This window comes from Arthrobacter sp. Cza30, from assembly GCF_059090765.1.
Genome location: NZ_JBNHGA010000007.1, coordinates 184,816 through 210,798 on the forward strand (window position 1 = coordinate 184,816; position 25,983 = coordinate 210,798).

Consider the following 25,983-nt stretch of genomic DNA (forward strand, 5'->3'; position numbering starts at 1 on the left):
GCGTGTTCCCCAACGGATCACTCAAGATGCTGTCCTCAGTGTGGCACAAACGGCCAGCGGGCGACAAGGAAATTGCGAAGCAGTTTGACCGCCTTACGCCGGGCACCTAGAATGTGGCATCCGCGAACGCCTGGCCGGGCCGTCGGACTCCCGGCGGGCTGCCGGAGTCCTTCGCGGCGAGGAGGCCCCCATGCGTCCGGCCCGGCTGGCTGCCATAGCCCTGACCGCGCTGCTGCTGCCGTGCTGCAGCAGCGCGGGGCAAGGCTCCCCGGCCCCGGCGCCGCACGCCTCGGCGGGCCCGACGGCTCCCATGACCTCCTCCAGCCCGCCGGTCGCCCCGCCGGCCTCCCCGCCGGCACTGTCGCCGCCTGCCTCGGACCCGGGCGGCACGGCGGCCCCCGCGCCCCGGGCAGGCGGCAACTCCGCGGCAAGCGTGAAATTCGCGGCGGCCGGAGACTTCGGCTTCGACCAAGGTGCCGCACAGGTGCTGGAAGCGATGGCGGGAAGCGGTCCCCGGTTCGGCTTGGCGCTCGGCGACCTGTCCTACGGGCTTCCCGGCACGGAATCGGGGTGGTGCCGTTTCGTCACCGACCACCTGGGGCGGGACATCCCCCTGCAGTTGATAGCCGGAAACCACGAAAGCGATGGCCGGAACGGTTCGATCGATGAATTCGCCCGCTGCCTTCCTCCCCGCCTACCCGGTGTCCAAGGCACCTACGGGCGCCAATGGTTCGTGGACATCCCGCAGCGGGATCCGCTGCTGCGGCTGATACTGATTTCGCCCGGCCTGGAGTTTCCCGAATCCGGCCGATGGGACTACGTTCCCGGCACCGGGCCTTACCGGTGGACGGCCGCTGCCATAGACTCGGCCCGCACGGCGGACATTCCGTGGGTGGTGGTTGGCTCCCACAAGCCCTGCCACTCGGCGGGCCGCTACGACTGCGATCCCGGCCCCGCCGTGACCGATCTGCTGCTGGACAAAAACGTGGACCTGGTGCTGCACGGCCACGAACACCTCTACCAGCGGACACACCAACTCGCCCTGGGCCCGGACTGCCCGTCGCTGCTGCCCGCGCAAAGCAATGATGCCTGCATCTCCGACACCGACGCGGACTTCGAGTCCGGTGCCGGCACGGTCTTCGCGACGGTCGGCACCGGCGGGCAACCGCTGCGCGACATCAACGGCTCCGACGCCGAGGCGCCCTACTTCGCCGCCTACTCCGGCGCAAACGTCGAGCCCACGCACGGGTTCGTGGAGATTGAGGTGACCGAGGACTCCCTGAAGGCCACGTTTGTGGGAGCCGGCGGCGCCAACTTCACCGATTCGTTTACCCTCAGCAAACCCTGAGCATGCGCTGCCTGCAGCGTCCGTCCCTGCGGCTGCTAGAGGCGTTTGACGAAGACCAGCAGCCGGATGTCGGTCCCCGGTACCGGCCAGTCGCGCTCCGGCACCCGGTCGAATCCCAGCGATTCATACAACCGGTGCGCCGCGGTCCAGTCGCTGCCGGTGGTCAGGCTCACGGCGTTGATGCCCTGCAGCGTGCGCGCGTACTCCACGATGGCGTCCACGAGGGCCCGGCCGACGCCCGAGCGCTGCAGCCCCGGATCCACGGCCAGCATCCGGAACTCCAGTTCGCCCTCCCGGGCGATGTCAGCATACTCCCCACCGGCCTGGGCCAGTGTGACCGCCCCGGCCACCTTGCCGCCCCGCTCGGCCACCCAGATCTCGGCATGCCGGGCCCGGTGCGCCACGTCGGAAACGTGCATCAGATACGGGTGGTCGGCTGCCGGGAAGTGTCCCGCGGCCAGGTACGCCTCGCGCGTCAGGCGCTCCACGTCGTCGAAATCGGTAGCGGTGGCAGGGCGGATGGTGATCTGCATGTGCTTGGGCGGTGTCCTTGCGGGTAGTGAAAGTACGACGTCGGGGCTTGCCTGACCAGTTTCCCGCACCACGGGCGGTGCGCGCCAATACGGTTCAGGCCGGGCCGCCGGCCTGCCGTCCCGCCGGCGGCCCGGCCGCCGAACGGGGCACGGGCGGGAGCAATTCCGGATTGACCCGCCGCTGCAGGGCGGCGACCGCCTCGGCCGGCAGCGCCAACAGGCCGTCGAGCTCCTTGCGGGCGCGCGCGTAGGCCAGCTGCCGCTCGGCGGGCGTTGCCGCCCTATCCACCGCGATGGTCAGCAGCCGGCGCGCGGTGTTCAGCCGCAGCCGTTCGGGGCCGCTGAAGTGCTGGTCCTGAATGCGGCGGGCCTCGCGTTCGGCAATGTCGAAGGCGACCTCGTAGGCCCGCACGGCCTCGCGGTATTCGCGCAGCCGCTCGTCGGTGGCAACTTCCGCAGCGGTGACCGGCCGCAGCCCGTCCGCGGTCCGTTTGGCGCGCAGGAACGCCACCGTGAGCGGCTCGCGGACATCGGACATCATGGGAAAATCGATCAGCTTGGCCACGTCCAGCTCGTAGTCCAGCCAGCGCGCGTTGACCGCATCATGGTCGGCCATCACCGCCGCGGTGTCGCGGAGCCGCTGCTGTTCGGCAGCGGCGGCGGCACGCAGCCGGTCGGCCTCGCGCCGGGCAGCCTCCGAGCGTGCGCTTTCGTGGCGCCGGCCCCCGCGGTTCCAGCCCTGGCCGCGCCGGGTGCGCTTGGCACGCTGTCCCATACCGGAGACCACGGCGAAACCGACCCAGATGAACCACCAGGGGAAACCATCAGCAAAGAATTCGTTCATGGCTCACCTCGCACATCCATCGTCCCATGGCGAGTGATGCCAGTCACGATAGTTTCACGAGGCCGCCCGGATGTCCGCGCGCTGCCCCGAAGTGGCTGCCGCTGCCTGCGGCGCACACGTCCGCTGCTACTGCTGCCCGGGGCTGTTGGTGCGGCGGTGGCCGACCCGGTAGTCGCTGCCGTCCGGCTCGCGGTCCAGGAAGCCGTCATCGACCAGGGCGCGGCGGAGCATCGGCACATCGGAGGTGAACGCGGCCAACCGGGCGTTCAGGTCCTTCTCGGTCATGACCTCACCTCCGGCGATGACGCGGTCGCGGATGTAGCCCAGCAGTTCCAGCCGGTCCGAGGCGCGGGACGGCAGCACCACCAGCCCGCCGGTGAGGAATCTTTCCGGCCCGGCCGGCCCGGGTTCCCGTGCCGCGGCCAGCGCGGCCTTGAAGACGCCCGGCTCGACGGCGAGGGCACCGCCGTCGTCCGTCACCAGGCCGGAGGCAACCAGCTTCTGCCGTTCCTTGGCGGTCATCTCCGGCTGTTGGCCCAGCACCAGGGCGGCATAGAGCCCGCGCAGGCGCTGGCTGGCCAGGGCGGAGAGCAGCTGCTGCCAGCTGGCGCCGGGCCCTGGCCGCTCCCCCGTCATGCCGTGCCGGTTTCCAGCAGCCGGCGGAAACCGTCCTCGTCCAGCACGGTCAGGCCCAGGGACTCGGCCTTGTCCAGCTTGGTCCCCGCGTTCTCGCCGGCCACCACATAGCTGGTGTTCTTCGAGACGGAGCCCGAGGCCTTGCCGCCGCGGATAATGATCGCTTCCTTGGCCTCGTCACGGCTGAAGTTCGGCAGCGTACCCGTCACCACCACGGTCAGCCCCTCCAGCGTGCGGGGCATGCTCTCGTCCACCTCGTCGGCCATCCGCACGCCGGCGGCCGCCCAGGCATCGACAATCCCGGCATGCCAGTCCTCGGCGAACCACTCCTTCAGCGCCGCCGCGATGGTGGGACCGACGCCGTCGACGTGCGCCAGCTGGTCCTCGCTGGCGGCCCGGATGGCGTCCATCGACCCGAAGGCCGTGGCCAGGGCGCGGGACGCGGTGGGACCCACGTGCCGGATGGACAAAGCCACCAGGACGCGCCAGAGCGGCTGGGTCTTGGCCTTCTCCAACTCCTCGAAGAGCTTCCTGGTGTTGGCAGTGGGAACCGAAGGCTTCTTGGCGGTGCCCTTGGTGTAGAAGTAGGGCACCAGCTCGGTCTCGCCGGTGGGCACCCCCTTGGCCTTCTTCTCGCGCCGGATCCGCACGTCGGACAGGTCCTCGGGCCTGAGGCTGAAAATCCCGGCCTCGTTGGTGAGCGGAGGCTGTTCGGGTTCGGCCGGCCGGGTCAGCGCGAACGCCGCCTCGTAGCCCAGCGCTTCGATGTCGAAGGCGCCGCGGCCGGCCAAATGGGCCACCCGCTCGGTCAGCTGCGCCGGGCAGGACTTGGCATTCGGGCAGCGCAGGTCGACGTCGCCCTCCTTGCCGGGGGCCAGCGGGGTGCCGCACGAGGGGCAGTCGGTGGGCATCACGAACTCGCGCACCGGCGGATCCTGCGTCTCCCGCAGCGCCAGCACGGGGCCCACGATCTCCGGGATGACGTCGCCGGCCTTGCGCAGCACCACGATGTCGCCGATCTTCACGCCCTTGGCCTTGACCACGTCCTGGTTGTGCAGCGTGGCCATTTCCACCGTGGAACCGGCCACCTTCACCGGTTCCATCACCCCGTACGGCGTCACCCGGCCGGTGCGGCCCACGTTCACCCGGATGTCCAGGAGCTTGGTGTGGACCTCTTCCGGCGGATACTTATAGGCCACGGACCAGCGCGGCACCCGCGACGTGTGGCCCAGCGCGCGCTGCAGGCCGAAGTCGTCCACCTTGACCACGATGCCGTCGATTTCGTGCAGCAGGTCGTGGCGGTGCTCGCCGTAGTGCTCGATGAACTCCAGGACCTCTTCGTAGCTGTTCACCACCTTGAAGTAGGGGCTGGTGGGCAGCCCCCATTCCTGCAGCAGGGCGTAGGTCTCCGATTGGCTCTCGGCGTCGAGCCCTTCGCGGGCTCCGATCCCATGGACGAACATATGCAGCGGCCGCTCGGCCGTCACCTTCGGGTCCTTCTGCCGCAGCGAGCCGGCCGCCGAGTTCCGCGGGTTCGCGAACGGCGCCTTGCCGGCCTCCACCATCCGCTCGTTAAGGGCCAGGAAGTCCTTGGTGGGAATGAAGATTTCGCCGCGGATCTCCACCTCGACCGGGATGTTGCTGCCGGAGAGCCGGCGCGGGATGTCCGCGATGGTCAGGGCGTTGTGGGTGATGTCCTCGCCGGTCGTGCCGTCCCCGCGGGTTGCGGCGCGGATGAGTTCACCGTTGCGGTAGAGCAGGTTGACGGCCAGGCCGTCGATCTTCACTTCACTGAGCCAGCGCAGTTTCCTGCCGTTGCCCAGGTTGGCCACCGACGCCGTGGCGCGGTCCACCCAGGCCTTCAGCTCGTCCAGTGAAAAGACGTCCTCCAGCGAGTACATCCGCTGCAGGTGTTCCACCGGGGCGAACGCGGCCGAAACCTCGCCGCCGACTTCCTGCGTGGGCGAGTCGTTGGCCACCAACTCCGGGTGCAGCGCCTCGATCTCTTCCAGCCGCCGGTACAGCCCGTCGAATTCGGCGTCGGAGACCAGCGGGGCGTCCTCGTTGTAGTACGCGTAACGGTACTTGCGGACGTCCTCGGTCAGCTGCTCGTATTCTTCCCGGATCTCGTCGCTGGGAATGCCGCTGGCAGGTGTTTCGACTGTGCTCACCTGACTATCTTGCCCGAGAAGGGCGGTTCAGGCGACGACGGCGGAGCCCGCGTGCCCCCCGACGGACCGGCGGCCGCTCAGTCTTCGGCGTCCGGCCGTTCGTCGAGCAGCGGCAGGTCGGCCGCGGTGACCAGGTGGGAGGTGACGGCGTGTTCGACCAGCCGCGCGCGCCGGTTGGTGGCAAGCTTTCCGCTGCCGCCGCGCAGCCCGGCGACGCCCACCCGGTCCAGTTTGTCGCAGACATTGTCCAGCTTGCGGTTGAACTTGGTCAGGGGCCAGCCCAGCCTGGCCGCCGCCTGCGAGGACGACGGAATCGAGCTGAGCCCCGTCCCGTCCCGCTTGAGCATCGGCTCGGCCAGGGCCAGGATCAGGGCCTTCTGCGAGGCGGTGAACACCACCGGGCCGATGGTGGTCTCGCCCACCGCGTCCGTGTCCCGGTGTTCCTGGCGGAACGACGGCGTCTTCACATGGACCGACAGCTCATAGGTTGTGGGGCCGGCCGTGAAAACGATGTTCGTCTGGCTGAAGACCATCGGGATCCGCGCTCCCGGCGCCAGCCACGCCTGCATGCCCCCGGTGGAATCGGCGATGGTCGCGGAGATGAGGGAACCCACGTTGGCCAGCCACCAGATGCCGTCATAGTGGGCGATCTGCAGGAACTTGCGGTGCAGGTAGGGGTTGTCGTCGATCTCCAGGTCCCCTTCGCGCCCAATGGTGAACACGTCGTCGTTCGTGGCTTCGTACCATTCGCCGCAGAACTCAATGCTCACATCCGCCACCGCTAGCCCCCTTGTCTGCGCCGACCAGGGTCAGCGCGTGATTCATCGTTCCAAACCTACCCGCAAAAGCCACGCAGTCCTGGCAGCTACTGATCCGCGCAACCGCGGACCGGATCCGAGGCCCGGCCATTGGCCCGCACCACCACCACTTCGATGCAGGTGCGGTCGTTCTGCGCCAGCGGCACGGTCGCCTCGGGTTCGCCGGTGCGCTCGGGCTCGCCCCGGTTCAGCGCGGTAACGGGCGTCCAGATGAACAGGTCGCCGTCCCGCGGGTCCGGATTGGTCCAGCTGAAGACCGCCTCGCCGCCCTGGACCCGGCCGGCCAGGTCCTCGGGCGGCACCACGTTGCCGGACAGGCCCTCCAGGGCATTCGCCGGCGGCCGGCTGACGGGGGCCTCGGCCACCGCAGCCTCGGAGGGGGGCCGGTTGAGCACGGCGGCGGCGCCGGCGAGCACGGCCGCCGCCGCGACAGCCCCCGCCACCCAGGCCCAGGGGCGGCGCCGCGCAGCGCCGTCCGGTTCCGCCGCTGCATCCCGTTCGGAGTCCCGCAGCACGGTGGAGCCGTCCGGGTCCGGCCCCGGGGGCCGCCCCTCGGCGCCGCCGGGCAGCCACGGCCCGGGAGCGCTGCCTGCTGCCGGCGGCGGGTCCCCGGGCAGCCGCCCGGTGCGTTCGGGAAAGGCGAAACCGGGCGCCGTCGGTACCGTGCCGGCGGCCGGGTCGATGGAGACAATCCCCCGGACGCGCGTCGCCTCGCCGTCGTCGCCGCCGTCCGCTTCAGCCGGCCGCGCTTCCTCCAGCACCTCGAACGGCGTCACCGAGAGGTTCAATTCCGCCTGCACCCGCTGCAGGGACAGTGCGAAGGCATAGGCGGAAGTGAACCGCGACCCCGGCGATTTGGCCATCGCCGTCGCCAGGGCCAGTTGCAGTGATGCGGGCACGTCGGCACGGCGCAGCGGCGGCAGCGGCGCATGGGCAATGCGGTCCATCAGGTCCCGCTGGGAGTTGTTTCCGCCGGGCTGGATGAACGGGGACCGGCCGGCCAGCAGCGTATAGATCGTGGCGCCCAGGGACCAGATGTCGCTGCGGGTGCCGTTGCCGGCATCGCCCCGGAAGGCTTCCGGCGGCGACCACGGTATGGACATGCCGGTGTCGCCTTCTCCGCCGTCGGTGCTCGAGGAAATGCCGAAGTCGGTCAGGGCCGGACGGTTGTAATCGGTGACCAGGATGTTGGCGGGTTTGATGTCGCGGTGCGCGATACCGGCCCGGTGCGCGGTTTCCACGGCCGAGGCCACCTGGATTCCGAGGGCCAGCACTTCGTCGACCCCCAGCGGGCCGTTGCGGTACCGGACGTCCAAGCTGGGACGCGAACAGTACTCCATCGCCAGGTAGGAATGCCCGTCGGCGGTGAGATTGGCCTCGTAGATCGTGACGATGAACGGATGCGTGGACAGCTGCGCCATGAGGTTCGCTTCGGATTCGAAGCGGCGGCGGGCGTCCTCGGTCTTATGCCCGGACAGCAGTACCTTGACCGCAACCCGGCGCCTGGGCCGATCCTGTTCGTAGAGATAGACATCGGAGAAACCGCCGGAGCCGAGCAGCCTGACGTAGCGGTACCCGTCGATGGCGGGCGGCGGTGCGGGCGGGCGCTTCACGCTCACGGCAGGTCCTCAAAGCGCAGGGAGATGCCGTCGCCCAGGTCCGCGATGTCGCCGTCCAGCAGCATGACCGCCTCGCCGTGGCCCAGCCGCCGGGGCGCCTGCTGGCCGCGCAGGAGCAGGGTCCCGTTGGTGGAGTTCAGGTCGGCAAGGATGACGTGCCACCCTTCCAGCCGGACTTCCACGTGCGAGCGCGAAATGTCCCCGCTGGCGCTGTGCACCGGCACCAGCCGCGGCATCACCCTGCCCTGGACCCGGTTCGCGGAAGGCTGCCGTCCGACGATCACGGGCCTGTCCAGTTCCACCACTTCGCCGGTGGACAACCGCAGGTGCCCCAGCGCCGGCCGCTGCACCTCCCGGGCCTCGCCGTCCAACGGCCCGCCGCACCCGGAACACGCCGAACTGGTCGGCGGATTGGCGTGGCCGAGTCCGCACATCCGGGCCAGCACCATGGGGGCGGTGCTCGGCGCTGGCGACGGCGCCGCCTCGGGTGCGGGTGCGGCCGGAACCTCGGGCAGGTCGCTGCGCATCAGCGTCTGCCCGTCGTGGTCGCCGCCGTCAGGGTCGAAGCCGTCGCGGTCTCCGCCGCTGTGGTCGCCGCCGTCGAATCCGGCCGGTGGGTCCGTGGCGGCAGGGCCGCGGTTGGCAGCCGCGGCCGGCTCCGAATCCCCCGCCGCTCTCGCGGCCGATGCCGCGGAAGCGGCGCGGACGGACGCAGAGGGCGTCAGCCAGGGAACGGCATCGATCAGGTCCAGCGGCTGGCAGGGCCGCCCGGTCGGGCCAGCCGCCGCGGGGCGTGGTGCGGCGCCGGCACCGGCCGGGGCATCGCCGGCGCCGGCAGGGGGCGGCGGCGGTTGCAGATTGGCACGCTGCGCGACGGCGTGGACAACCGTCTGGTCCAGGTCATCGTCTGCCGTCGCCGGCTCCGGTCCCGCTTGGTCGCCGGCGGCCCCTGCGGCTGCGGGCACCGGTTCGTCTGACGGCGCCCCTTCGTCGGCGGCAGCGGCGCCGTCGGACTCATCGTCCGGCAGGTAGAGGCTGGTCATGTCCAGGCTCTCGGCCCACCCTGCGCCGGCGGACACCGGTCCTGCCGGTTCGGGCTGCGCGGCCGGAACCGGGGCGGGTTTAACGGCCGGAACCGGGGCGGGGGCAGGTGCAGAAACGACGGCTGTCCTGTCCGTCCCGGCCGGAGCCGCTGCGCCCTCCGGTCGTGGCTCCCGTCCGGCGGCAAGTGCCGGGCCCATGCGCAGGGCACCCAGCTGGACTGCGCCGGCGCGCAGCGGCAGCCACGGTCCCGGCCGGCTTTCGGCGTGGGAGTCGCTAGGCCCGGCCGCAATGGCCACGCTGCCGGCCGGCAGCCGTCCCTCGGTCCAGCTGGAGACACCGCGTCCGCTCAGTTCCTGCCCGTCCGGGTCCGCGGATACCACCACGTCGCCGCGGAGCACCGCGTGAATGCCGCCGGAGCAGGAGACGATGCCGAACTGCGGCATGGCCGACAGGTTGGCGCCGTACCCGGAGACCACGGTTCCGAGCAACGTTTCCAGCGTGGCGCCGGACTCCAGCGCCTGCCACAACTCCTGCACCAGGTCCTCGGGAGCGCCGGGCTCGAGGAGCACCGCCGTTCCGCCGCTGACCAGCCCCAGCCAAAGCCCGGGGCTGTACGTCATGCCCTCCATCAGGCGTCTTCCTCGGCGGCTGCCTGTTCCGGAGCATCCAGCCGGGGCAGCGTCGTCGTATCCTCCTGCCGCGGGGCGGTCGAGGCGTCCTCGGCGTCGCCTGCGGGACCGGCGGCATCAACGACGACCACGGTGATGTTGTCGCGCCCGCCGGAGCGCAGCGCGGCCTGGATCAGCGCATCGACTGCGTCCTGGGGACCGGACACGGAGGTGAGGATGGCGTAGATGTGGTCGTCGCTGACCTCCGAGGTCAGCCCGTCGGAGCAGATCATGATCCGGTCACCCGGTTCCACGGGCACCATCCAAAAATCCGGCTGGTTGTCTTCGCCGGTGCCCAGCGCCCGGGTAATGACGTGCCGGCGGGGGTGCACCAGGGCTTCCTGGGCGGTGATTTGTCCTGCCTCGAGCAGTTCCTGCACTTCGGAGTGGTCGACGCTGATCTGGACGAGTTTGCCGTGGCTGAGCCGGTAGGTGCGGGAATCGCCGACGTTGAACACGAGCCAATACGGCACGCCGCGTTCGGAGACCAGCGCGGCCCCGGAGACCGTGGTGCCCGCCCGCGATGCAGCTGCCACCCTGATCCGCGCGTCCGCCCGGCCGATCAACTGTTCCAGCTCGTGCGCGCCGAGTTCGTGGCTGGCCACGTAGTCGCGCATCGTCTCCACGCAAATGCGGCTGGCCACTTCGCCCGCCTCGTGTCCGCCCATGCCGTCGGCGACCGCGAACAGCGTCCCGTCGGCCAGATACGCGTCCTCGTTCAGCTGCCGCCGCAACCCGCGGTCGGACCCGGCACCGACGGTGAGCCGGATGGGTTCCGCTCCCGACGCCGTACTCATGCCCGTCCGATGATGAAGCTGCGGTCGCCGAACTCGACGGTCGCGCCGGGTTGCGCCGCCACGGGATCCCCGGGGGCCAGCTGACGGCGGATGCCGTCGCCGCCGGTCACCGCGGTCCCGTTGGTGGAGTTGCGGTCCGTCACCCAGACGGTGCCGCCGTCGACCCGCAGCAGCAGATGGGTCTTGGAGACGGAACGTCCCATGTCCGCGAGATCGATCAGTTGGTCAATGACCTCGCCGGCGCCTGCGGCCGGGTTGCGCCCGATCAAGGCCGTCGTTTCAAGTACCACATCGCGCCCGTCGTCGAAGGTAATGGTGAGGGGGCCCGCCGGCGGGGCCACCGTGCGGACCCGGGTCGCCGCGAATTCTTCGTCCGGGTGGCGGTCCGGACTGGGGTCCGCGGCTATCGGTGCCGGGGCCGGGGCGGACGACGGCGGTGCCTCCGGGGTGCCCGGGCGGTCGGCCGCCGGCGCAGGGTTCGGCGCAGGGGCCACGTCGGAGCCGGGACGGGCCGCCGGCAGCTTGGGCGCCGGTGCTTCCGTGGCGGGACCGAATCCCGGGATCGCGGAAATGACGCCGGAGGGCTGCAAGGCCCGCTCAGCGGCGGGCCGGCGCTGGTCTTGTCCTTCCGGCGCCGCGCCGGTAAAGCCGGTGTGGGCGTCCGTGCCCTCCGGGGCGAAGGCCGCCGGCCCGTAGAGGCCGCCGGTGGTCAGCGGATCGCGGCCCTGGGCCACGTCGAGCACCAGTGTCTTGGCCACCTTGTCGTGCCAGCCCTGCCGCTTGTGGTTGCGGTCCCAGACGTTGGAGACCACCACCACGACCGCGCCCACCGCCAACACCAGTCCGCCGACGGCGATGATCAGTCCGCGCAGGAAGATGGCTCCCCAGCCGGCCGCGTGGCCGTCCTCGTTGGCCGTCCGCAGGCCCAGCAGCACGTTGCCGGGAGTCTTGCCGGCGGTCGCTTCCCAGCCCCAGAGCCAGATGGTGTAGGCCAGCGACAGCACGGTCGCCAGCCCGACCCACAGGAACAGGCCGCCCAACGACTCCGCGGCAGCGGAGGCGCTGCCCGAGGCCGCGGCCTCCATCACCGCCGGCACGCTCGCAGCATAGGCCGCCAGCATCAGCACGGCCGGCGGAATCTTGTCGATCAGCCACGCCCCCAGCCGTTTGCCGACCGGGGCGCTGACCAGATTCAGTCTTGCTGCCACGTGCTGCTCCCGCCCTGTTCCGGCCGTCCGGCCTGTGAGTCTACTGTACGGATTCTAGTGGCGGCCGTTGTCCGCCGCCGCGCCAGCCGCCTCTTGGCGTCGGCAACCAGCGAGCGCGGCGTGTACTTTGCCCGCTGCCGCTGCCAGAAACCCAGCGAGTCCTTCATCTTCGCCAGCGAGTCGTCCACCTGGTCCCAGTACTGCTGCACCTGCACCTCCGTCGGTTCTGCTGCCCCGAAGATCGCAGCGTCGGCCCGGTGTGCCAGCAGGGTGGTGCCGTCCGCGGTGGCCGGGAACTGCCCTGCCAGCGCGGCCGCATGCTCGCGGCGGGTGGCGTTGGCGGGGGCGCTCGCTCCCATATCGGTGGCCAGGGACATCACCTCGCGCCAGCCGCCGCCCACGCGTTGGCTCGGCAGGCCTTCGCTGGCCCGCCGCTTGCGCCGGCGCAGCTTCAGCCAGGCGATCAGCAACAGCGGCAGCAGCAACACCGCCAGCGGGAGGGCGGCCAGGCCCACGGCCGCGAAGAGCCAGCCCCACACTTCCCAGAACGACTTTTCCTGCTGCTCGGCGTCCTGCGGCTCCGGGGCGGTGTCCGGCGGCAGCTCGGCCGGTTCCTGCGGCGGAGGAGGCGGCTGCAGGACCTGCGGCTTGGGCGTGGACTTCGGCTCCTGCTGCGGCGGCGTCGGCTCGTTGTCCTCGTCCGGCGTCGGATCGAAGGCGACCCAGCCGGCATGTTCAAACGCCACCTCCACCCAGGCGTGCACGTCTTCGCCCTTGATCTGCACTGCTTCCCCGGCGGTCCGGCCTTCCTTCGGATCCGGGTAGAAGCCCATCACCACCCGGGCCGGGATGCCCAGGTGCCGGGCCATCAACGCCATGGCCACGGCGTACTGCTCGTCGTCGCCGATCATCTGGTCGGCATCCAGCAACTGGATCATCCGCCCCGCATGGTGGCCGGAGAGGCTGCGGGCTTCGTCTTCCTTGCCGTTGCTGAAGAAGCCGTTCTCGTGCAGGTTCCGTTCCAGTTGGCGCACCTGTTCGATCGGCACCGTCGCTTCGCCGACAAATTCGTTCGCCTTGGCCGCGACGATGTCCGGCACCCTGGCCGGTTTCGGCAGCCGGACGGAGGCGAAGTCATACTGTGCCAGCTGGGCGTCCTCCAGCCGGCCGGGGAACGTGGTCTCCACCGAGTAGCTGTCTCCGGCCAGCAGGTACCGGGTGGTCAGCGCCGTCTTGGAGTCGTCGTTGTAGAACAGCGAGCCGCCCAGCTCGGTCGCCCGCTCCCCCTCGAACGCCATCCCGTCGATGTGCCCGCCGGCGGGAAGCCAGACGCCGCTGTAGTCACCGATCCGGATGTCGAGCCGCGCGGTGCCGCCGGACGCCGGGCCGAGCGAACCGGCGTCGCCGACGGGTTTGAAATTGCCCCCGCTTTCGGGGTTGACGTTGTAGACCGTGCCGTCGAAGGTATCCAGCGCCGCCAACCGCACCCGCTGGCCCTCGGGCAGCCCCGCGACGGTGAAGAGCGTCTCCTCGGCCCGGTCCTTCACGTAGCTCCGGAAATCCATCAGCGGGCTCGGATAGTCGTAGAGATTGACCGGGGGAACGACGACGTCGCGCAGCACCTCGCGATCGCCCCGCACCGTGAGTGCCGGGCCGGCCAGCGCCGTGAGCGCCACCGCCGACGCCAGCATTCCCGCGCCCAGGCCGAGCCGTCGTCGCAGCCCTGCCCGGTGTGCGGCGGGATCGGCCGGCGTCGCGCTGGCCACACCGGCAGAAGCATCCCCCCGGGCCAGGTGGCGGTGCCACGCCAGCCAGGCTGCGGCCACGGCGACCAGCAGGACGCCCCGCAGCACCGGCAGCACCGGGACATCGGTGCCGAACGCGATGCCCAGCAGGAAGAACCCGAGTACCGGCAGCAACGGCCAGTACGGCCCGCGGAGGCGCCACGCCAACGTGCCGGCCAGCAGGGCGGCGGCCAGGGCGCCCAGGAACGGCACCACCAGCATCCCGCCCGAGATCCCGACCGGCGGGGCGACGGTGAGGATGTCCTTCCACGCGAAAACGAAGCCGGTCAGCACGGTCCGCAGCGAGTCCAGCGACGGCAGGACGCCGCCGATGGCTTCGCCGGGCGCGGCGAAGGTGCTGCCGAGCAGCAGGTAGGCTGCGAGTCCCGCGGTGGCCGTGGACAACAGGCCCAGCCGGTAACGGGCGCCGACCAGCGAGAGCAGGAGGCCGACGGCGATGCCGCCGAAACCTGCGGTCAGGTAGCGGCCGTTCCCGCCGAAAACATGATGGAATCCGGCCAGCCCCAGTCCCAGCAGCACCACCAGGACAGCCGCGTCGATGGCCACCTGTCCCGCGGGCCGCGGCAGCCGGTTCGACAGTCCGCCGCCGGCCGGCAGGCGCCGCTTCCGCGGGGCGGCAGGGCCGGCGTCGTGCTTGGCTGCGGCGGCACGGCGGCGCACCCGGCCGGGCTGCTGCTCCGGAATCGGAGCGTTGGCGTTGCCGCTCATGCGGCGGCCTTCCGCAACACGAGGGCCAGGTCGTCCAGGCTGGACAGGGACAGCACGGACAGGTCGCCGATGGTCGCCCGGGCGACGTGGAGGCCGCCGCCGCAGCGGATGGCGAACGCACGGATGCCGGCCGGCACGGCCGACGATGCCTGGCGCAGCTGCGTGGCGGACACGTGATCACCGACGATTAGGAACATGACGGACGCATTCGGAACCGCGTCGGCGGTACTGCGGGCCAGTTCCACGGCGGTGGAGCGCTGCGGTTTGCCCTCGATCCGGGTCATTTCATCCAGCAGGATGCGGCCGGTTTCGCTGCGCAGCGGGCCTCGCTGGGTCAGGACGCTCAGGTTGCGCTCCTCGCGGATGGCCTGCAGCCCGATCGAGGCGCCGACGGAGACCGCCAGTTCGAAGTCCTCCTCCGAGCCGTACTCCTCGGTGTTCGTGGAGACCGCGACAGCGAGATGCGCGCGCCGGGTTTCCTCGAACTGGCGCACCATCAGCGTGTTGGTGCGCGCGGTGGTTTTCCAGTGGATGTAGCGGCGGTCGTCGCCGGGGACGTAATCGCGCAGCGCGTGGAAGGAGACGTCGGCGCTGGCCAGTTCCTTGGTGGGCAGGCCCTCGAGGTCGCGGATGAAGCCGGCGGCCGAGCTGCCCAGCGCCGTGGTGCGCGGATGGACGAACAGGTCGGTCGGTTCCGTCCACATCATCTGGCGGCGGAGCAGGCCCAGCGGATCCTGGCGCACCGAACGGACCGGGCCCACCACGATGACGGAGCGGCGCTGCGTCGGGATGGTGAACAGGTCCTCGTGCACTTGGCCGGCCTTCATGCGCGGCAGCTGGAACACGGCGGTGGCCGCTCCGACCGGTAGCTCCAGCGCGGCCGGCAGCAGGGGTTTGTCCGCGGTGTTCGTCACCGCTATGCTCCCCACGGCCTGGTCGCCGACCGCGACCCGGGTGCGCGCCAGGTCCAGTTCCACGCCATACGAGGAACGGCCCAACACAAAACCTATCGCCAGCAACAGCAGGAACAGTCCCGTCAGTGCCGCGATCTTGGCTTCCTGCCAGCCGAAGGCCATCCCGGGCACCAACAACAGGACCGTGCCGCCGGCCACCACCCAGCCCAACGGACTCACCGTTTCCAGCACGGGCCGCAGGTAGCGCTCCGCGGCGCCCCGGACCCGCTGCCAGCCCGGCCGCACGTACTGCCCTGCCAGCGAACCGGCCCGGGCGGCCAGCGAGGCCGGATACAGCTTGCTGCCTTGGTCCGGAGCCACCCGTCGGACGGTTTCGCCGAGGCCGCCGAACCGCTTCGTCTGCTCGGTGGCCCGCTTCGTCGTCGTCTCGGTCATGCCGCCGCTTCCGGCCGGAAATCTTCCGTCGGCACGGCCCTAGACCGTCACCCGCTGCTGGGGCGCCGGCACGTCGGCCAGCACGCGCGACATCACGGCCTCCGGGGTGGCGCCGGCAAACTCCGCCTCGGGGTCCATCACGAACCGGTGGTTCCAGACCACGGGAGCCAGTTCCTTGATGTCGTCCGGCAGCACGAAGTTCCGGCCCTGGGAGGCGGCCCAGACCTTGGCCGCCCGGACCATGGCCAAGGCGCCGCGGACGCTCACGCCGAGGCGCGACTCGGCCGCGTTGCGGGTTTCCTCGCACAGGGCGGAGACGTATTCCAGTACCGACAGGTCCACGTGGGTGGTGGCCCCGAGATCCGCCATGTCCCGCACGGCCTGCGGGGTGATGATCGGCGTCAGGGCCGCCGACCGGTCGCGGGTGCCGGCTCCGGCCAGCAGTTCCACCGTGGACGCGCGGTCCGGGTAGCCGATCGACGTCTTGATCAGGAAGCGGTCCAGCTGGGCTTCGGGGAGGCGGTACGTGCCGGCCTGCTCGATCGGGTTCTGCGTGGCGATCACCATAAAGGGGCGCCCGGCGTCATAGGTCACCCCGTCGACCGTCACCCGGCCTTCTTCCATGACTTCCAGCAGCGCCGACTGCGTCTTCGGCGAGGCACGGTTGATCTCGTCTGCCAGCACCACGGTGGCGAAGATCGGGCCCTTGTGGAACTCGAACTTCTGCGTCTTCTGGTCGTAGATCGTGATGCCGGTGACGTCCGAGGGCAGCAGGTCCGGGGTGAACTGGATGCGCGAGTTCGAGCCCTGCACGGTGGCGGCCAGCGACCGGGCCAACATCGTCTTGCCGGTCCCCGGGGCGTCCTCCAGCAGCACGTGGCCCTCGGCCAGCATCGCGGTGAGCACCAACCGCACCACCTGGTTTTTGCCAAGCACGGCTTGGCCAACATTGGCGGCCAGCTTCCCGAACGTCTCGGCGAACCACTCGGCCTGCTCGGAAGTCATCGTCATGCTGTTCCCGGTCTCTCTTCGTGTTGCTTCGGTGTCAAAACTTCTAGTTGCTTACGGAGCGTGCGGTCGTGGGGCCAGCCGCCCCTCAGGCTGGCGACCTAACATCTACCCATCCCCGCCGGGGCCGAGCTGGCAAGGTGCCCGTTGGTCCCCGCCTCACGAATGTGCAGGCCCTTGACGACCATGTTGTGGTTCTGCGGTTGGCCGCCGCCGACCTGTTTGTACCACTTTCCGCTGTTCCACTGCACGTAGCACTGGACAACGATGTCACTGCCCCAAATGGCCCAGTGGTTGCCGGCGCAAGACCCGTTGTTGAAGTTGTCGCTGCTGCCGTCGGCATTTTCCATACAGGTCCGGTGTCCGTCATCGAGATCCGTATTGCCGCCGCCAACGGTCACCGTCCACTGCGTCTTCGGCGGAGGCGGCGGCGGCGGGGCGTCGCCGGAGCTCGCCGAAGCGGACGCTATCGCGCCGGCCGTGCCGCGGGAATTGATCGACTGCGCTTCGAACGTCACGCGCTTGTTGTACGCGCGGGTGTTGACCGTCTCGCTGCCGGAGTTGGCCACGTTCCGCCAGGCGCCCCCGTCGATCCGGATCCGAATTTGGGCCACGTCGTGGCTGTTCGCTGCCGGTGCGCTCCAATTGAACGTCACGGACTGCTGTTCCCTGGCGCCGTCCTGTCCGGAGACACTAGGCTTCCCGGGAGCTCCGTACGGAGTCACGTCCGCGGATGCGGCGCTCGGCGCGCTCGAGTAGCTCGCGCCGTCGCTGTTGGCCACGGAGGTGATGCGCACGTTGACGGCCGTGCCGTTGGTGAAGCCTCCCACCTTCTGGCCGTTCGTGATGGCCATGGTCCGGCCGTCGCTGAAGGTTGCGCGGTAGCTGACTTCGCCGGACTGGGCGCCGTTGCGCTGCGCGGCGGTCAGTTCGTTGAAGGACACCGTCACTGCGCGTCCGGCGCCGCCGGTCTCCGCTTCGCTCAGCGAGGCGCCGGTCGGGGCAGCGGGTGCGCCGACCGCCCGCCGCTCGTTGGACTGCGGGCTGGCCTCGCCCGACCCGGCCTTGTTCCGGGCCGTGACGGTGTAGGTGTAGGCGGTCTCCGAGTTCGGAGCCGTCACCGTCTGCGACGTCGCGCTCACCGCCGGGAAGGTCCGGGTCAGCCCTCCGCCCTGGTATTCGCGCACGGTGTAGTCGAGAATCTCGCCGCCGTTGTTGGCCGGCGCGGCCCAGCTCACCTTCAGCTGGCTCTGGTCGCCCACGGACTTCACCCGTTCGGTGGCAGGAGCGGTGGGAGCAGCGGGCGGACCGGCCGGCACCTCCGCGGCGGAGTAGGCGCTGAAGTCGCTCGGTTCCGGGGCGCGGTTGTGCGCCTGCACCCGGACCTCGTAGGCCTGGCCGTTCTCCAGCCCCTCCCACCTGTAGCTGGTGCCGGTCAGGCCGTTCTTCTGCAACTGGCCGCTCGGCGGCGCCGGCGAAATCTCCAGGGTGTAGCTCTCGATGGCGGAGCCTTCGTTGGCCGGGGCGGTCCAGCTCACGTCCAGTGACTTGTCGCCGAACTTCAGCTGCGGAGCGGCTGGGGTCGCCGGCCGCACATCCGGCCGCGCCACCGCCGACTCCGCGGACGGGTCGGACGTGCCCACGCTGTTCTCCGCCGTCACGGTGAAGGTGTATTCGACGTCGTTCTGCAGACCGGTCAGGGTGCAGGTGGTGGTCGCGCACTGCTGGCTGAAGCCACCGCCGACCGCGTTCACCGTGTACCCGGTGATCGGCGCGCCGTTGTCGCCGGGCGCCGTCCAGGACAGCACCACGGTCTGGTTGCGGACCGAGTCAACCAGCGGCGTGCCGGGCGTCTCCGGCCGGCCCTTGACGACGAGCGAGACGTTCGCCGTTGCCTGCCGGCTCCCCTCGCGGGTCTTGTCCTCCACCGTGTATTCGACGGTCATGGTGCCGGAGAAGTCTGCGCCGGGCGTCACGATGATCCGCTCGCCGTCGATCTCCGCGGTGCCCCCGTTGCCGGCCACGGCGCTGACGATCGTCAGCGGGGTTTCCGGGAACGGGTTCACGTCGTTGGCGAGCACGTCCACCGACAGCGCTTCGCCCTGCACGGCGTCCGGCACCTCGTCGTCGTTGGCGACCGGCAGCGGGCGGGTGGAGGCGGTCGCCCGCACACTCACCCGGCTGGTCACCTTATCGGAGCGTCCGTCGGTGACGGAGAAGTTCACCACGCCGGTCGCGCCGGTCTGGAGCGCGGCATCGGCCGCCACGCGCAGCACGCTGCCCTCAAGGCTGACGTCGAATCCTTCCGGCGTCCCGCCTTCGACGGCGAACTGCAGCTTCTCCAGATCCTCCGGGTTCGGGTCGGTGGCCAGCGGGCGCAGGTCGTAGCTGACGGCGTCTTCGCCCTTGGCCACGTCGAGCGTTCCGGTGGTCAGTTCGGGCGGGAAGTTCCGGTCGGCGGCCGGGATCACCTCGGTCATGATGGTGAGCGTGGACTTGAGCCCCTCGGGGTCGTCGGGGCCCGATCCGTCGGTCACCTCGAACGTGATGGAGCCGCGGCCGGCGTAGTCGAGGTCCGCCTTGTAGCTCAGCGTGCTCGCGTCGGCCATCCATTGGTTGTCGCTGGTGCCGATCGCGCGGATGTTTTCGGCCACCGTGATCCGCGGGGTGCGGCCGGGCCGGACTTCCACCAGTTCCGTCAGGTCCAACTGCAGTTCCTCGCCGGCCGTCACGTCCAGCGGGGCATTGTCGCGCAGCACCGGATACTGCTCGCCCAGCGGCGGCACCCAGATGACCGCGGTGGCCTGCAGCCCGTCCACGTCCCGGACGGTGTAGGGAATCAGCTGGACCGCGTCGGTCAGCTCCACGTTGACCTGGCCGTCGGCGACCGCTCGGGCGGTCGGGTAGTCGCCATCGACCAGGACGTCCAGCTCCTTGGCCACGCCGTCCGGGTCCTCGTCGTTCTCCAGCACCGGCACGTCGACGGCGGTGCGCCCCTTGATGTCGGCCGATTCCACCCGGTCATCGCGGGCCAGCGGCGCCTGCAGCGGGGCGTCCCCGCTCACCTGGACCGTCACGGTGCCGACGGCGGAGCCGCCGCGGCCGTCGCCCACGGTATACCGGGCGTTGACCGTGCCCTCTTCGGCCGGAGTTGTCACATAGACGCGGCCGTCTTCGGCCTTGGCCGCAATAGACTCGGGCGTGCCGACGATCTTGTCGGGGACCAGCCGGAGCGGGTCGCCGTCCGGATCCGAGTCGTTCTTGAGCACGTCGACCGCCACCGTCCGGCCCGGCCGGATCTCGATCCCGTCGTCGAGCGCCACCGGGTTCTGGTTGCCCTCCGGCGCGGGGGCAATGCCCACCAGGACCGTGGCGGTATTGACGGCGCCCAGCCGGTCCTTGACCTGGTAGGTGAAGGTGTCGGTTCCCGCGCCCTGCGCCGATGCCGTGTAGTCGATGTAGTTGGGCCCGGCGACGGCCGCGCCCTGTTTGGGTGCCTTGCCGATGCCCGTCAGGTATACCGAGTCGCCGTCGGGATCGATGCCGTTCAGCGGGATGGGGATCCGCACCGTGGACCCCGCGATGGCTCGGGCCTCCTGGTTCTTGGGGGCGGGCTGGGAGTTGGACTCGTCGTCGCGCGGGAGGATGTTGATCCTCAGCTGGGCGGAATCCCTCTGTCCCGAGGGGTCGGTCACCTCGTAGACCGCGTAGACCGTTTTCGCCTGCTGCCCGGCGATGAAGCGCACGGTGTTCTCGGCCGTGAAGATGCGGCCGTCGGCAGGGTCCGGCGTCTCGGCGAGCTCGTCCACCAGCTCCAGCGTGTCGCCGTTCGGATCGGTGTCGTTCGCCAGCACCTCCACGGTCACGACGTCGCCGGCCCGCACGGTGGCCGTATCGGCCTCGGCCTGCGGCGGCAGCAGCTTGTCCTGGCCGGCCACGGAGATCACGCTGACCTCGCCCGTGGCCGAGGCGAAGCCGTTCGACACGGTGTAGCGGATGGTGGTCTGCTGGTGCAGCCCCTTCACGTCGGAGAGGCGCAGGATGTTGTGGTCCAGCACCTCGACGGTGACGGGCGCACCGTCCGCGTCCACCGAGGTAACGACCAGGACCCCGCCGGCGGGGTCGGTGTCATTGGCCAGCACATCCACCAGCACCTGCCCCTTCTCCGGCAGCAGCGCAACGTCGCGGACGGCCACGGGCGCGCCGCCGCCGTCGTCCTCGGTGGCATCGATGCGGATCAGGCCGGTGGTGCTGGAGGGCCCATTGGTGACCAGGTAGGTGAAGTAGTGGGCGCCGGCGGCGTCGGCCGTGAACTTGACCGTGCCGGCGTCGTAGTCGGGCACGATCGAGGTGTTCGCCGCGGAACCGGTCTTGGCCAGCCGCAGTTCCCCGCCGTTCGGGTCCTGGTCGTTTTTCAGCGGCGCGATCTGGATTTCCTGGCCCACGGTCGCGGAAAAATGGTCGGCGTTGGCCAAGGGCGGCAGCGCGCCGGGCGGGCGGACGTCGAACACCACCACGTCCTCGGTGGTTTCGGAACCATCGGACACCCGCACCGTGACGTCCTTCTTGCCGAACGTCTTCCCGACGTCCTGGAAGGTCAGCAGCCCGTCGGGCCGGGTCCGCACCAGGTCGCCGTCGGCGGTGTTCTCGGCGTCGACCAGGAACAAGTCGTCCCCGTCCGGGTCGATCCAGTCACTGAGGATGTTCTGGCTGATCTCGCGGCCCTGTTCCACCAGGATCGTGGTCTTCCGCTTCGCTTCCGGCGGCAGGTTGCTGCCCTCGGCACGCACGTCAATGGCTACCCGCGCCGTGTCCGTGCCGCCCCGGCCGTCGTCCACCTCGTAATTGAAGGTGTGCCGGCCGGGTGCTGCGTCCCCGTTGACCACGATCTGCAGTCCGGTGCTGTCGTAGATGCCCTGCACCTCGCCGATGACCGGGCCGTCGCCGATCACGCGGGCGGTGAGCACATCTCCGTCGGGATCGGAGTCGTTGTCCAGGATGGTCAGCGTGGTGGTGCGGCCGGCACGCACGCCGAAGGTGTCGTCCTGGGCGACCGGCGGCTGGTTTTCCTCGGTGCGGTCGGGCAGCGTGTTGACCGGGTTCTCGTCCGCCGAGTCCTCTTCGTCCTCTTCGTTCTCCTGCTCCGGCGGGATCAGGTCGCTCCAGTTGTCCACCAGCTGCATGTTTTCGAGCACCAGCCAGACGTTGCCGGCATTCACATCGTTGAGGACCACGATGTCCCGGTTCACCCGGAAGACCAGCGACGCGTTCGCACCGATGCCCAGGATCGGCTGCGCGAGATCATCGGCGTCGTCGCTGCAGTCCCGCAGGTAGTGGTTGACGCCGGCCCAGGCCGCGTGCAGGCACCCGGCGAGCTGGACCGGTGCGGCCGGTGTGCCGGTGCCTTCCAGCGGCACGATGTCTGCGTCGGATCCGTTCAGCGGCTGCTTGATCAGGGCCGATTCGGTCGCGACCGCCACGAACGGGCTCTCGTCTCCGCTGAGCTGCAGCGCGCCGCCGCGGGCGTCCGGCACGGTGACCTCGCGGCCGCCGGGGAGGACCAGCAGGCCCGACTCGGTGTCGAAGACCACCGCTTCTTCCCCCACGGCGGCTATCTGCAGATCCCCGGCGGTGGCCAGCGATTCCACCCGGTGCCCGCCGGTGCGTTCGGGCACGCCCTCGTCGTTGACTTCGAAGCGGGCTACCTCGCCGGCAGCCGGATCGGCCACGAAGATGGTGTCCTGCCTCGAGACCGTGGCCACGCTGCCCTTGGCATCGGTAAGCAGCGGCTCGGCCGTTTCCTCATTGAACGACCCCAACTCGTCGGCCGGGCTGATCCAGACTTGGCCCTTTGCCGTGTCGGTGATGGAGAGCAGGGTGTTGCCGAACGCCACGTCGGCGGTGCCGGGCAACTGCTGTTCGGAGCCGCGCTCCATCTGCGCCACGTCCACCGGGCTGAGCATCGACTGGTCCTGGTTCTCCATGAACACCGTGCCGGCGTTCTGCAGGACGTCGAAGCCGTCGCTGTTGGCCCGGAAGCCGCCATCGAGCACCTGGGACTGGTAGTTGAGGTGGCCAACCATCCCCTGGCTGTTGTTGGTGACCCACACCCCGCCGTCGTTCAAATCCACGTCGGCGGTGGGGAACCCCTGGTAGTAGATGGCCCCGCCGACCACCAGCGCCGTCGCCACAGAGAAAGTAGTCGTCGATGCGAGCGCCTTGCGCCGCCGCGTCCGCCCGAACATTCTTCCCCGCAATGCCCTGATTCCTTTGTGATCCCGCGCCGATTCCCCGTCGGCGCCCCGGGGAATTCCGGAAGGACACGCCGATAAGGCACCCAAAGACGGCCCTTGGTGCGCCAAGGGCCCTTACCGACTATTGCACGTATAACCACCGGGCGTAAACCCGGGGGCATGGGGAGGACTCCCCTGCCGGCCATACGCCCGGGAACGACGACGGCGGCGCCCTACCCGGGCGCCGACGGTCCCGGTGCGGTACCGTCCGGCGAGCCCGGACCTAGTCGACGACCAGCCCCTGGCCGGTGCCGTGGGCAACGGTGACCGGGTTGACCTCGCCGAACCCACGCACGGTGCGTACCTTCTGCGGGATCAACACGAATCTCTCATCCCCGGCGAGCGTGGACGCGGTGGACGCATCGACCAGGACGGTGCCGGGCTCCGCGAGCGTGGTCAAACGGGCAGCGAGATTCACGGTGGGGCCGTAGATGTCGCCGAGCCGGGAAAGGACCCTGCCCCACACCATGGCCACCCGCGCCGACGGCAGCAGGTCGTCGTCGCCGATGGCCTTCGCCAGCGCCAGCGAAATCTCGGCCCCGGCCTGCGGGGAGGGCGCGATGTAGAGGACTTCGTCGCCGATCGTCTTCACCAAGCGCCCGCCGCCCACGGAGATGATCTCGGCACAGCGGTTTTCGAAGCGCTGGACCAGCTGGGCGAGGGTCTTCTCGTTCATCTGGCGGGACAGGCTCGTGTAGGACACCAGGTCCGCGAAACCCACCGCCCGCAGCAGGGGCAGCGAATCGGCGTCGCCACCTGCCCCGGCGCCGGCACCGAGGGAGGCCTCGGCCCGCACGGTCAGGCGGGCAACCCCGGCGTTGAGCTGTCGCCGGTAGGAGTAGAGCAACAGCTTTTCCAGGGAATCGATCAGGTTCGGCAGCTCATGGACCAGCCGCTGGCGGGCCTGGGCATCAGTGAGCCCCCGCTGGTGCACCATCTCCTCCACCAGCGCCTCCACCTGCCAGACCACCATGCGGTCCGTCATCTGGCCGACCGACCGGGTGATCGAGATGGCCGCTTCTTCGGTCAGCCGCTCCTCGCGGACCAGGTCGATGATGGTGGTCAAGGCCTCCAGGTCGGCCTGAGTGAAGGCGAGGTCCTCGTCCCCGAGGTTGGCGAACCCCAGGGCACGCCAGATTTTACGGGCCGACAGCAGCGACACTCCTGCACCGGCAGCCACTTCACGGCGCTTCATGGTCCGTTCGGAACCCAGCAGCCGGATCTCGAGATCCTTGATCGCCTGCCGGTCCACCTTTCCGTTGGACTCGGCGACCGGCGCGGGGGTGGGCAGCGGCACCCGGGGCATGGACAAGGTCAGCGGCTCGGGTTCTCCCGCCGGGTGGCCGCCGGGGGCCTGATGCCCGTCCGGTGCCGGCCCGGGCTCCCCCGCCGGGTGGCCGCCGGGGGCGTGATGCCCATCCGGTGCCGGTTCGGGATCCAACACAGGTTCCGGGTCCTCCGGGCGGGTTTCCTCCAGCCCTTCGTCCGGTTCGTCCGCGGGCGGCGGCGGCACTTCGCGGCGCAGCAGCTGGGGCAGCTCGGGATCACGCGGAACCGGTGGCCGGCGCGGTTCATCCTGCCCGCTGCTGATGTCCATCCTGTGCTTTCCTCCCTGTCAGCTGTCCCAGCTGTTCCACTCTGTTTCCGTTTCCATGTCTACACCATCAAACATGGCGGTGCGTGGCAGCTCCTCAATGGCCTCCACCACCAACGATCTGAACCGGTGCACCTCCGGTACGTCAACCAGCGTGCTGGTCCGTCCGTGCCCCAGGTCGACCGTGAGATTGCCGCTGCGCAGGGTGCGCTGGATGATGGACTGCTCGCTGCGGACTTCGGCGATGGCCACCAGCAGCAGCTGCCGTTCGTGCCGCCGCCCGACGCCCTGGCGGATGATGAGCCGCCGGCTGGTCAGCACATACCGCGTACTCATCCAGCGCAGCAGCGGCAAGAGGAACAGTCGCGACAGCAGCGCCGCCACCGTCACGGCCAGTCCGGCGAGCAGCAAAGGGCGCGACTCGACCACCCAGTCGGGCGGGCCGGGACGGCTCAGGTTGCCCAGCAGGTAGGAGCCGGCCCCCAGCACCAGCAGCGCCGCCGCCACCGGCCAGGAAAGCTTCCGTGCCTGCGGCCGGGTCGCCACGATCACGCGCTCCCCCGGATCCAGTTTCAGCCGCAACGCGGCTCCCGGGTCCGGCAGGGCGTCCGGCGCAACTCAGGGACCTTCGTGCGGCCGGAGGTGCACCACATCGCCGGCCGTCACGACGTGCTCCGTGCCTTCCGCGTCGCGGATTTTCACGGCGCCGTAAGCGTCCAGGCCGAAGGCCTCGCCGATGATGTGTTTCCCGTCCGGAAGCTCGGCACGCACCTGCTGCCCCAGGGTGACCATGACGTCGCGCATCCGGCCGATCAGGCTGGAACCGTCGTCCCATTCGGCCGCCGGGTCGCCGCTGACATCGCAGAACTGCCGGTAGCGCTGTGAGAAGACCCGCAGATAGGACATCAGCAGGATGTTCCGGTCGGTCGTCCGGCCCTTCTCCAGCGCGACGCTGGTGGCGGTGGGAACGGGCAGCTCATCCCTGGAGAGGGTCACGTTGAGGCCGGTGCCGAGGACGACTGCGGGGGGCGAGCCGTCGGGGTAGGTCACGATTTGGGCCAGGATGCCGGCGATCTTGCGGCCGGAGACCAGGACGTCGTTGGGCCATTTGACCTCGGCTTTGAGCTGCGCGTACTCGCCGAGCGCCTCCGCCAGCGAGGCGGCCGCCAGCAGTGAGAACCAGGCGTAGCTTTGGGTCGGCACGGGCCGGCCGGCGTGATTGAAGGGGCGCAGCAGGATGCTCACGATCACCGACGAGCGGGCCGGGGCGCTCCATTGCCGGTCCAGTCGGCCGCGGCCTGCGGTCTGCACCTCGGCGGCGAGGACGCTCAGATCCGACCAACCCACCTTGTCCGCGACCGCCTTGGCCGCCAGGTCGCTGTTGGTGGACCCGGTGGATTCCACCAGTTCGAGCCTCCGGTACGGGCCCAGGGGTGCGCAGAGAGCGTCGCTGAGGCCGTCGAAGTCCAGGGCCGGTCGGTCAACGTCGGAAAAACTCTGGCTCATGTGTCCCATCCTACTGACCGCCGGCGGCCCCGGG

The 25,983-nt window shown here is 70.1% G+C and carries 17 protein-coding genes; 1 reads left to right on the top strand and 16 read right to left on the bottom strand.

Annotated elements, in window-relative coordinates; all coding sequences use genetic code 11:
• Nucleotides 1-190: 190 nt before the first annotated feature.
• A complete protein-coding gene (locus AC5RVZ_RS23680; RefSeq protein WP_494068086.1) occupies nucleotides 191-1,348 on the top strand; it encodes a metallophosphoesterase in 1,158 nt (385 codons plus the stop codon).
• A 35-nt stretch (nucleotides 1,349-1,383) separates the two neighbouring features.
• On the opposite strand, the gene AC5RVZ_RS23685 is transcribed toward AC5RVZ_RS23680, so the two are convergent.
• The 16 genes from AC5RVZ_RS23685 to AC5RVZ_RS23760 form a co-directional block, all read right to left on the bottom strand.
• Entirely contained in the window at nucleotides 1,384-1,881 is a 498-nt protein-coding gene (locus AC5RVZ_RS23685) for a GNAT family N-acetyltransferase (RefSeq protein ID WP_494068087.1), read from the bottom strand.
• A 94-nt stretch (nucleotides 1,882-1,975) separates the two neighbouring features.
• Nucleotides 1,976-2,725 carry a hypothetical protein gene (locus AC5RVZ_RS23690; RefSeq protein WP_494068088.1) on the bottom strand — a complete coding sequence of 250 codons (750 nt, stop codon included), beginning with the start codon at nucleotides 2,723-2,725 and terminating at the stop codon, nucleotides 1,976-1,978.
• A gap of 126 nt (nucleotides 2,726-2,851) precedes the next feature.
• A complete protein-coding gene (locus AC5RVZ_RS23695; RefSeq protein ID WP_494068089.1) occupies nucleotides 2,852-3,361 on the bottom strand; it encodes a DUF2087 domain-containing protein in 510 nt (169 codons plus the stop codon).
• The gene (gene ligA, locus AC5RVZ_RS23700; RefSeq protein ID WP_494068090.1) at nucleotides 3,358-5,532 is read right to left on the bottom strand and encodes an NAD-dependent DNA ligase LigA; all 2,175 of its coding nucleotides are present in this window, start codon (nucleotides 5,530-5,532) and stop codon (nucleotides 3,358-3,360) included. Before ligA ends, AC5RVZ_RS23695 begins: the two co-directional genes overlap by 4 nt.
• Before the next feature lie 77 nt (nucleotides 5,533-5,609).
• The gene (locus AC5RVZ_RS23705; RefSeq protein ID WP_494068091.1) at nucleotides 5,610-6,311 is read right to left on the bottom strand and encodes a hypothetical protein; all 702 of its coding nucleotides are present in this window, start codon (nucleotides 6,309-6,311) and stop codon (nucleotides 5,610-5,612) included.
• 86 nt (nucleotides 6,312-6,397) lie between these two features.
• Nucleotides 6,398-7,969: a serine/threonine-protein kinase gene (locus tag AC5RVZ_RS23710; protein ID WP_494068092.1), complete on the bottom strand. Its 1,572-nt coding sequence runs from the start codon at nucleotides 7,967-7,969 to the stop codon at nucleotides 6,398-6,400.
• On the bottom strand, nucleotides 7,966-9,642 hold the full coding sequence (locus AC5RVZ_RS23715; protein ID WP_494068093.1) for an FHA domain-containing protein: 1,677 nt from the start codon (nucleotides 9,640-9,642) through the stop codon (nucleotides 7,966-7,968). The genes AC5RVZ_RS23710 and AC5RVZ_RS23715 overlap by 4 nt, the downstream gene beginning before the upstream one ends.
• Entirely contained in the window at nucleotides 9,642-10,478 is an 837-nt protein-coding gene (locus tag AC5RVZ_RS23720) for a PP2C family protein-serine/threonine phosphatase (RefSeq protein WP_494068094.1), read from the bottom strand. The genes AC5RVZ_RS23715 and AC5RVZ_RS23720 overlap by 1 nt, the downstream gene beginning before the upstream one ends.
• A complete protein-coding gene (locus AC5RVZ_RS23725) occupies nucleotides 10,475-11,686 on the bottom strand; it encodes an RDD family protein (protein ID WP_494068095.1) in 1,212 nt (403 codons plus the stop codon). The genes AC5RVZ_RS23720 and AC5RVZ_RS23725 overlap by 4 nt, the downstream gene beginning before the upstream one ends.
• A complete protein-coding gene (locus AC5RVZ_RS23730) occupies nucleotides 11,671-14,199 on the bottom strand; it encodes a transglutaminase TgpA family protein (RefSeq protein WP_494068096.1) in 2,529 nt (842 codons plus the stop codon). Before AC5RVZ_RS23730 ends, AC5RVZ_RS23725 begins: the two co-directional genes overlap by 16 nt.
• On the bottom strand, nucleotides 14,196-15,548 hold the full coding sequence (locus AC5RVZ_RS23735; protein WP_494068097.1) for a DUF58 domain-containing protein: 1,353 nt from the start codon (nucleotides 15,546-15,548) through the stop codon (nucleotides 14,196-14,198). The genes AC5RVZ_RS23730 and AC5RVZ_RS23735 overlap by 4 nt, the downstream gene beginning before the upstream one ends.
• 39 nt (nucleotides 15,549-15,587) lie before the next feature.
• A complete protein-coding gene (locus AC5RVZ_RS23740) occupies nucleotides 15,588-16,559 on the bottom strand; it encodes an AAA family ATPase (RefSeq protein WP_494068098.1) in 972 nt (323 codons plus the stop codon).
• A 98-nt stretch (nucleotides 16,560-16,657) separates the two neighbouring features.
• On the bottom strand, nucleotides 16,658-22,747 hold the full coding sequence (locus tag AC5RVZ_RS23745; RefSeq protein ID WP_494068099.1) for an Ig-like domain-containing protein: 6,090 nt from the start codon (nucleotides 22,745-22,747) through the stop codon (nucleotides 16,658-16,660).
• A gap of 325 nt (nucleotides 22,748-23,072) precedes the next feature.
• Nucleotides 23,073-24,155, bottom strand: a complete 1,083-nt coding sequence (locus AC5RVZ_RS23750; protein WP_494068290.1) for an adenylate/guanylate cyclase domain-containing protein — start codon at nucleotides 24,153-24,155, stop codon at nucleotides 23,073-23,075.
• A gap of 309 nt (nucleotides 24,156-24,464) precedes the next feature.
• Nucleotides 24,465-25,025: a PH domain-containing protein gene (locus AC5RVZ_RS23755; RefSeq protein ID WP_493977624.1), complete on the bottom strand. Its 561-nt coding sequence runs from the start codon at nucleotides 25,023-25,025 to the stop codon at nucleotides 24,465-24,467.
• Nucleotides 25,026-25,061: 36 nt separating this feature from the next.
• Entirely contained in the window at nucleotides 25,062-25,949 is an 888-nt protein-coding gene (locus AC5RVZ_RS23760) for a biotin--[acetyl-CoA-carboxylase] ligase (protein ID WP_494068100.1), read from the bottom strand.
• Between the last annotated feature and the right edge of the window lie 34 nt (nucleotides 25,950-25,983).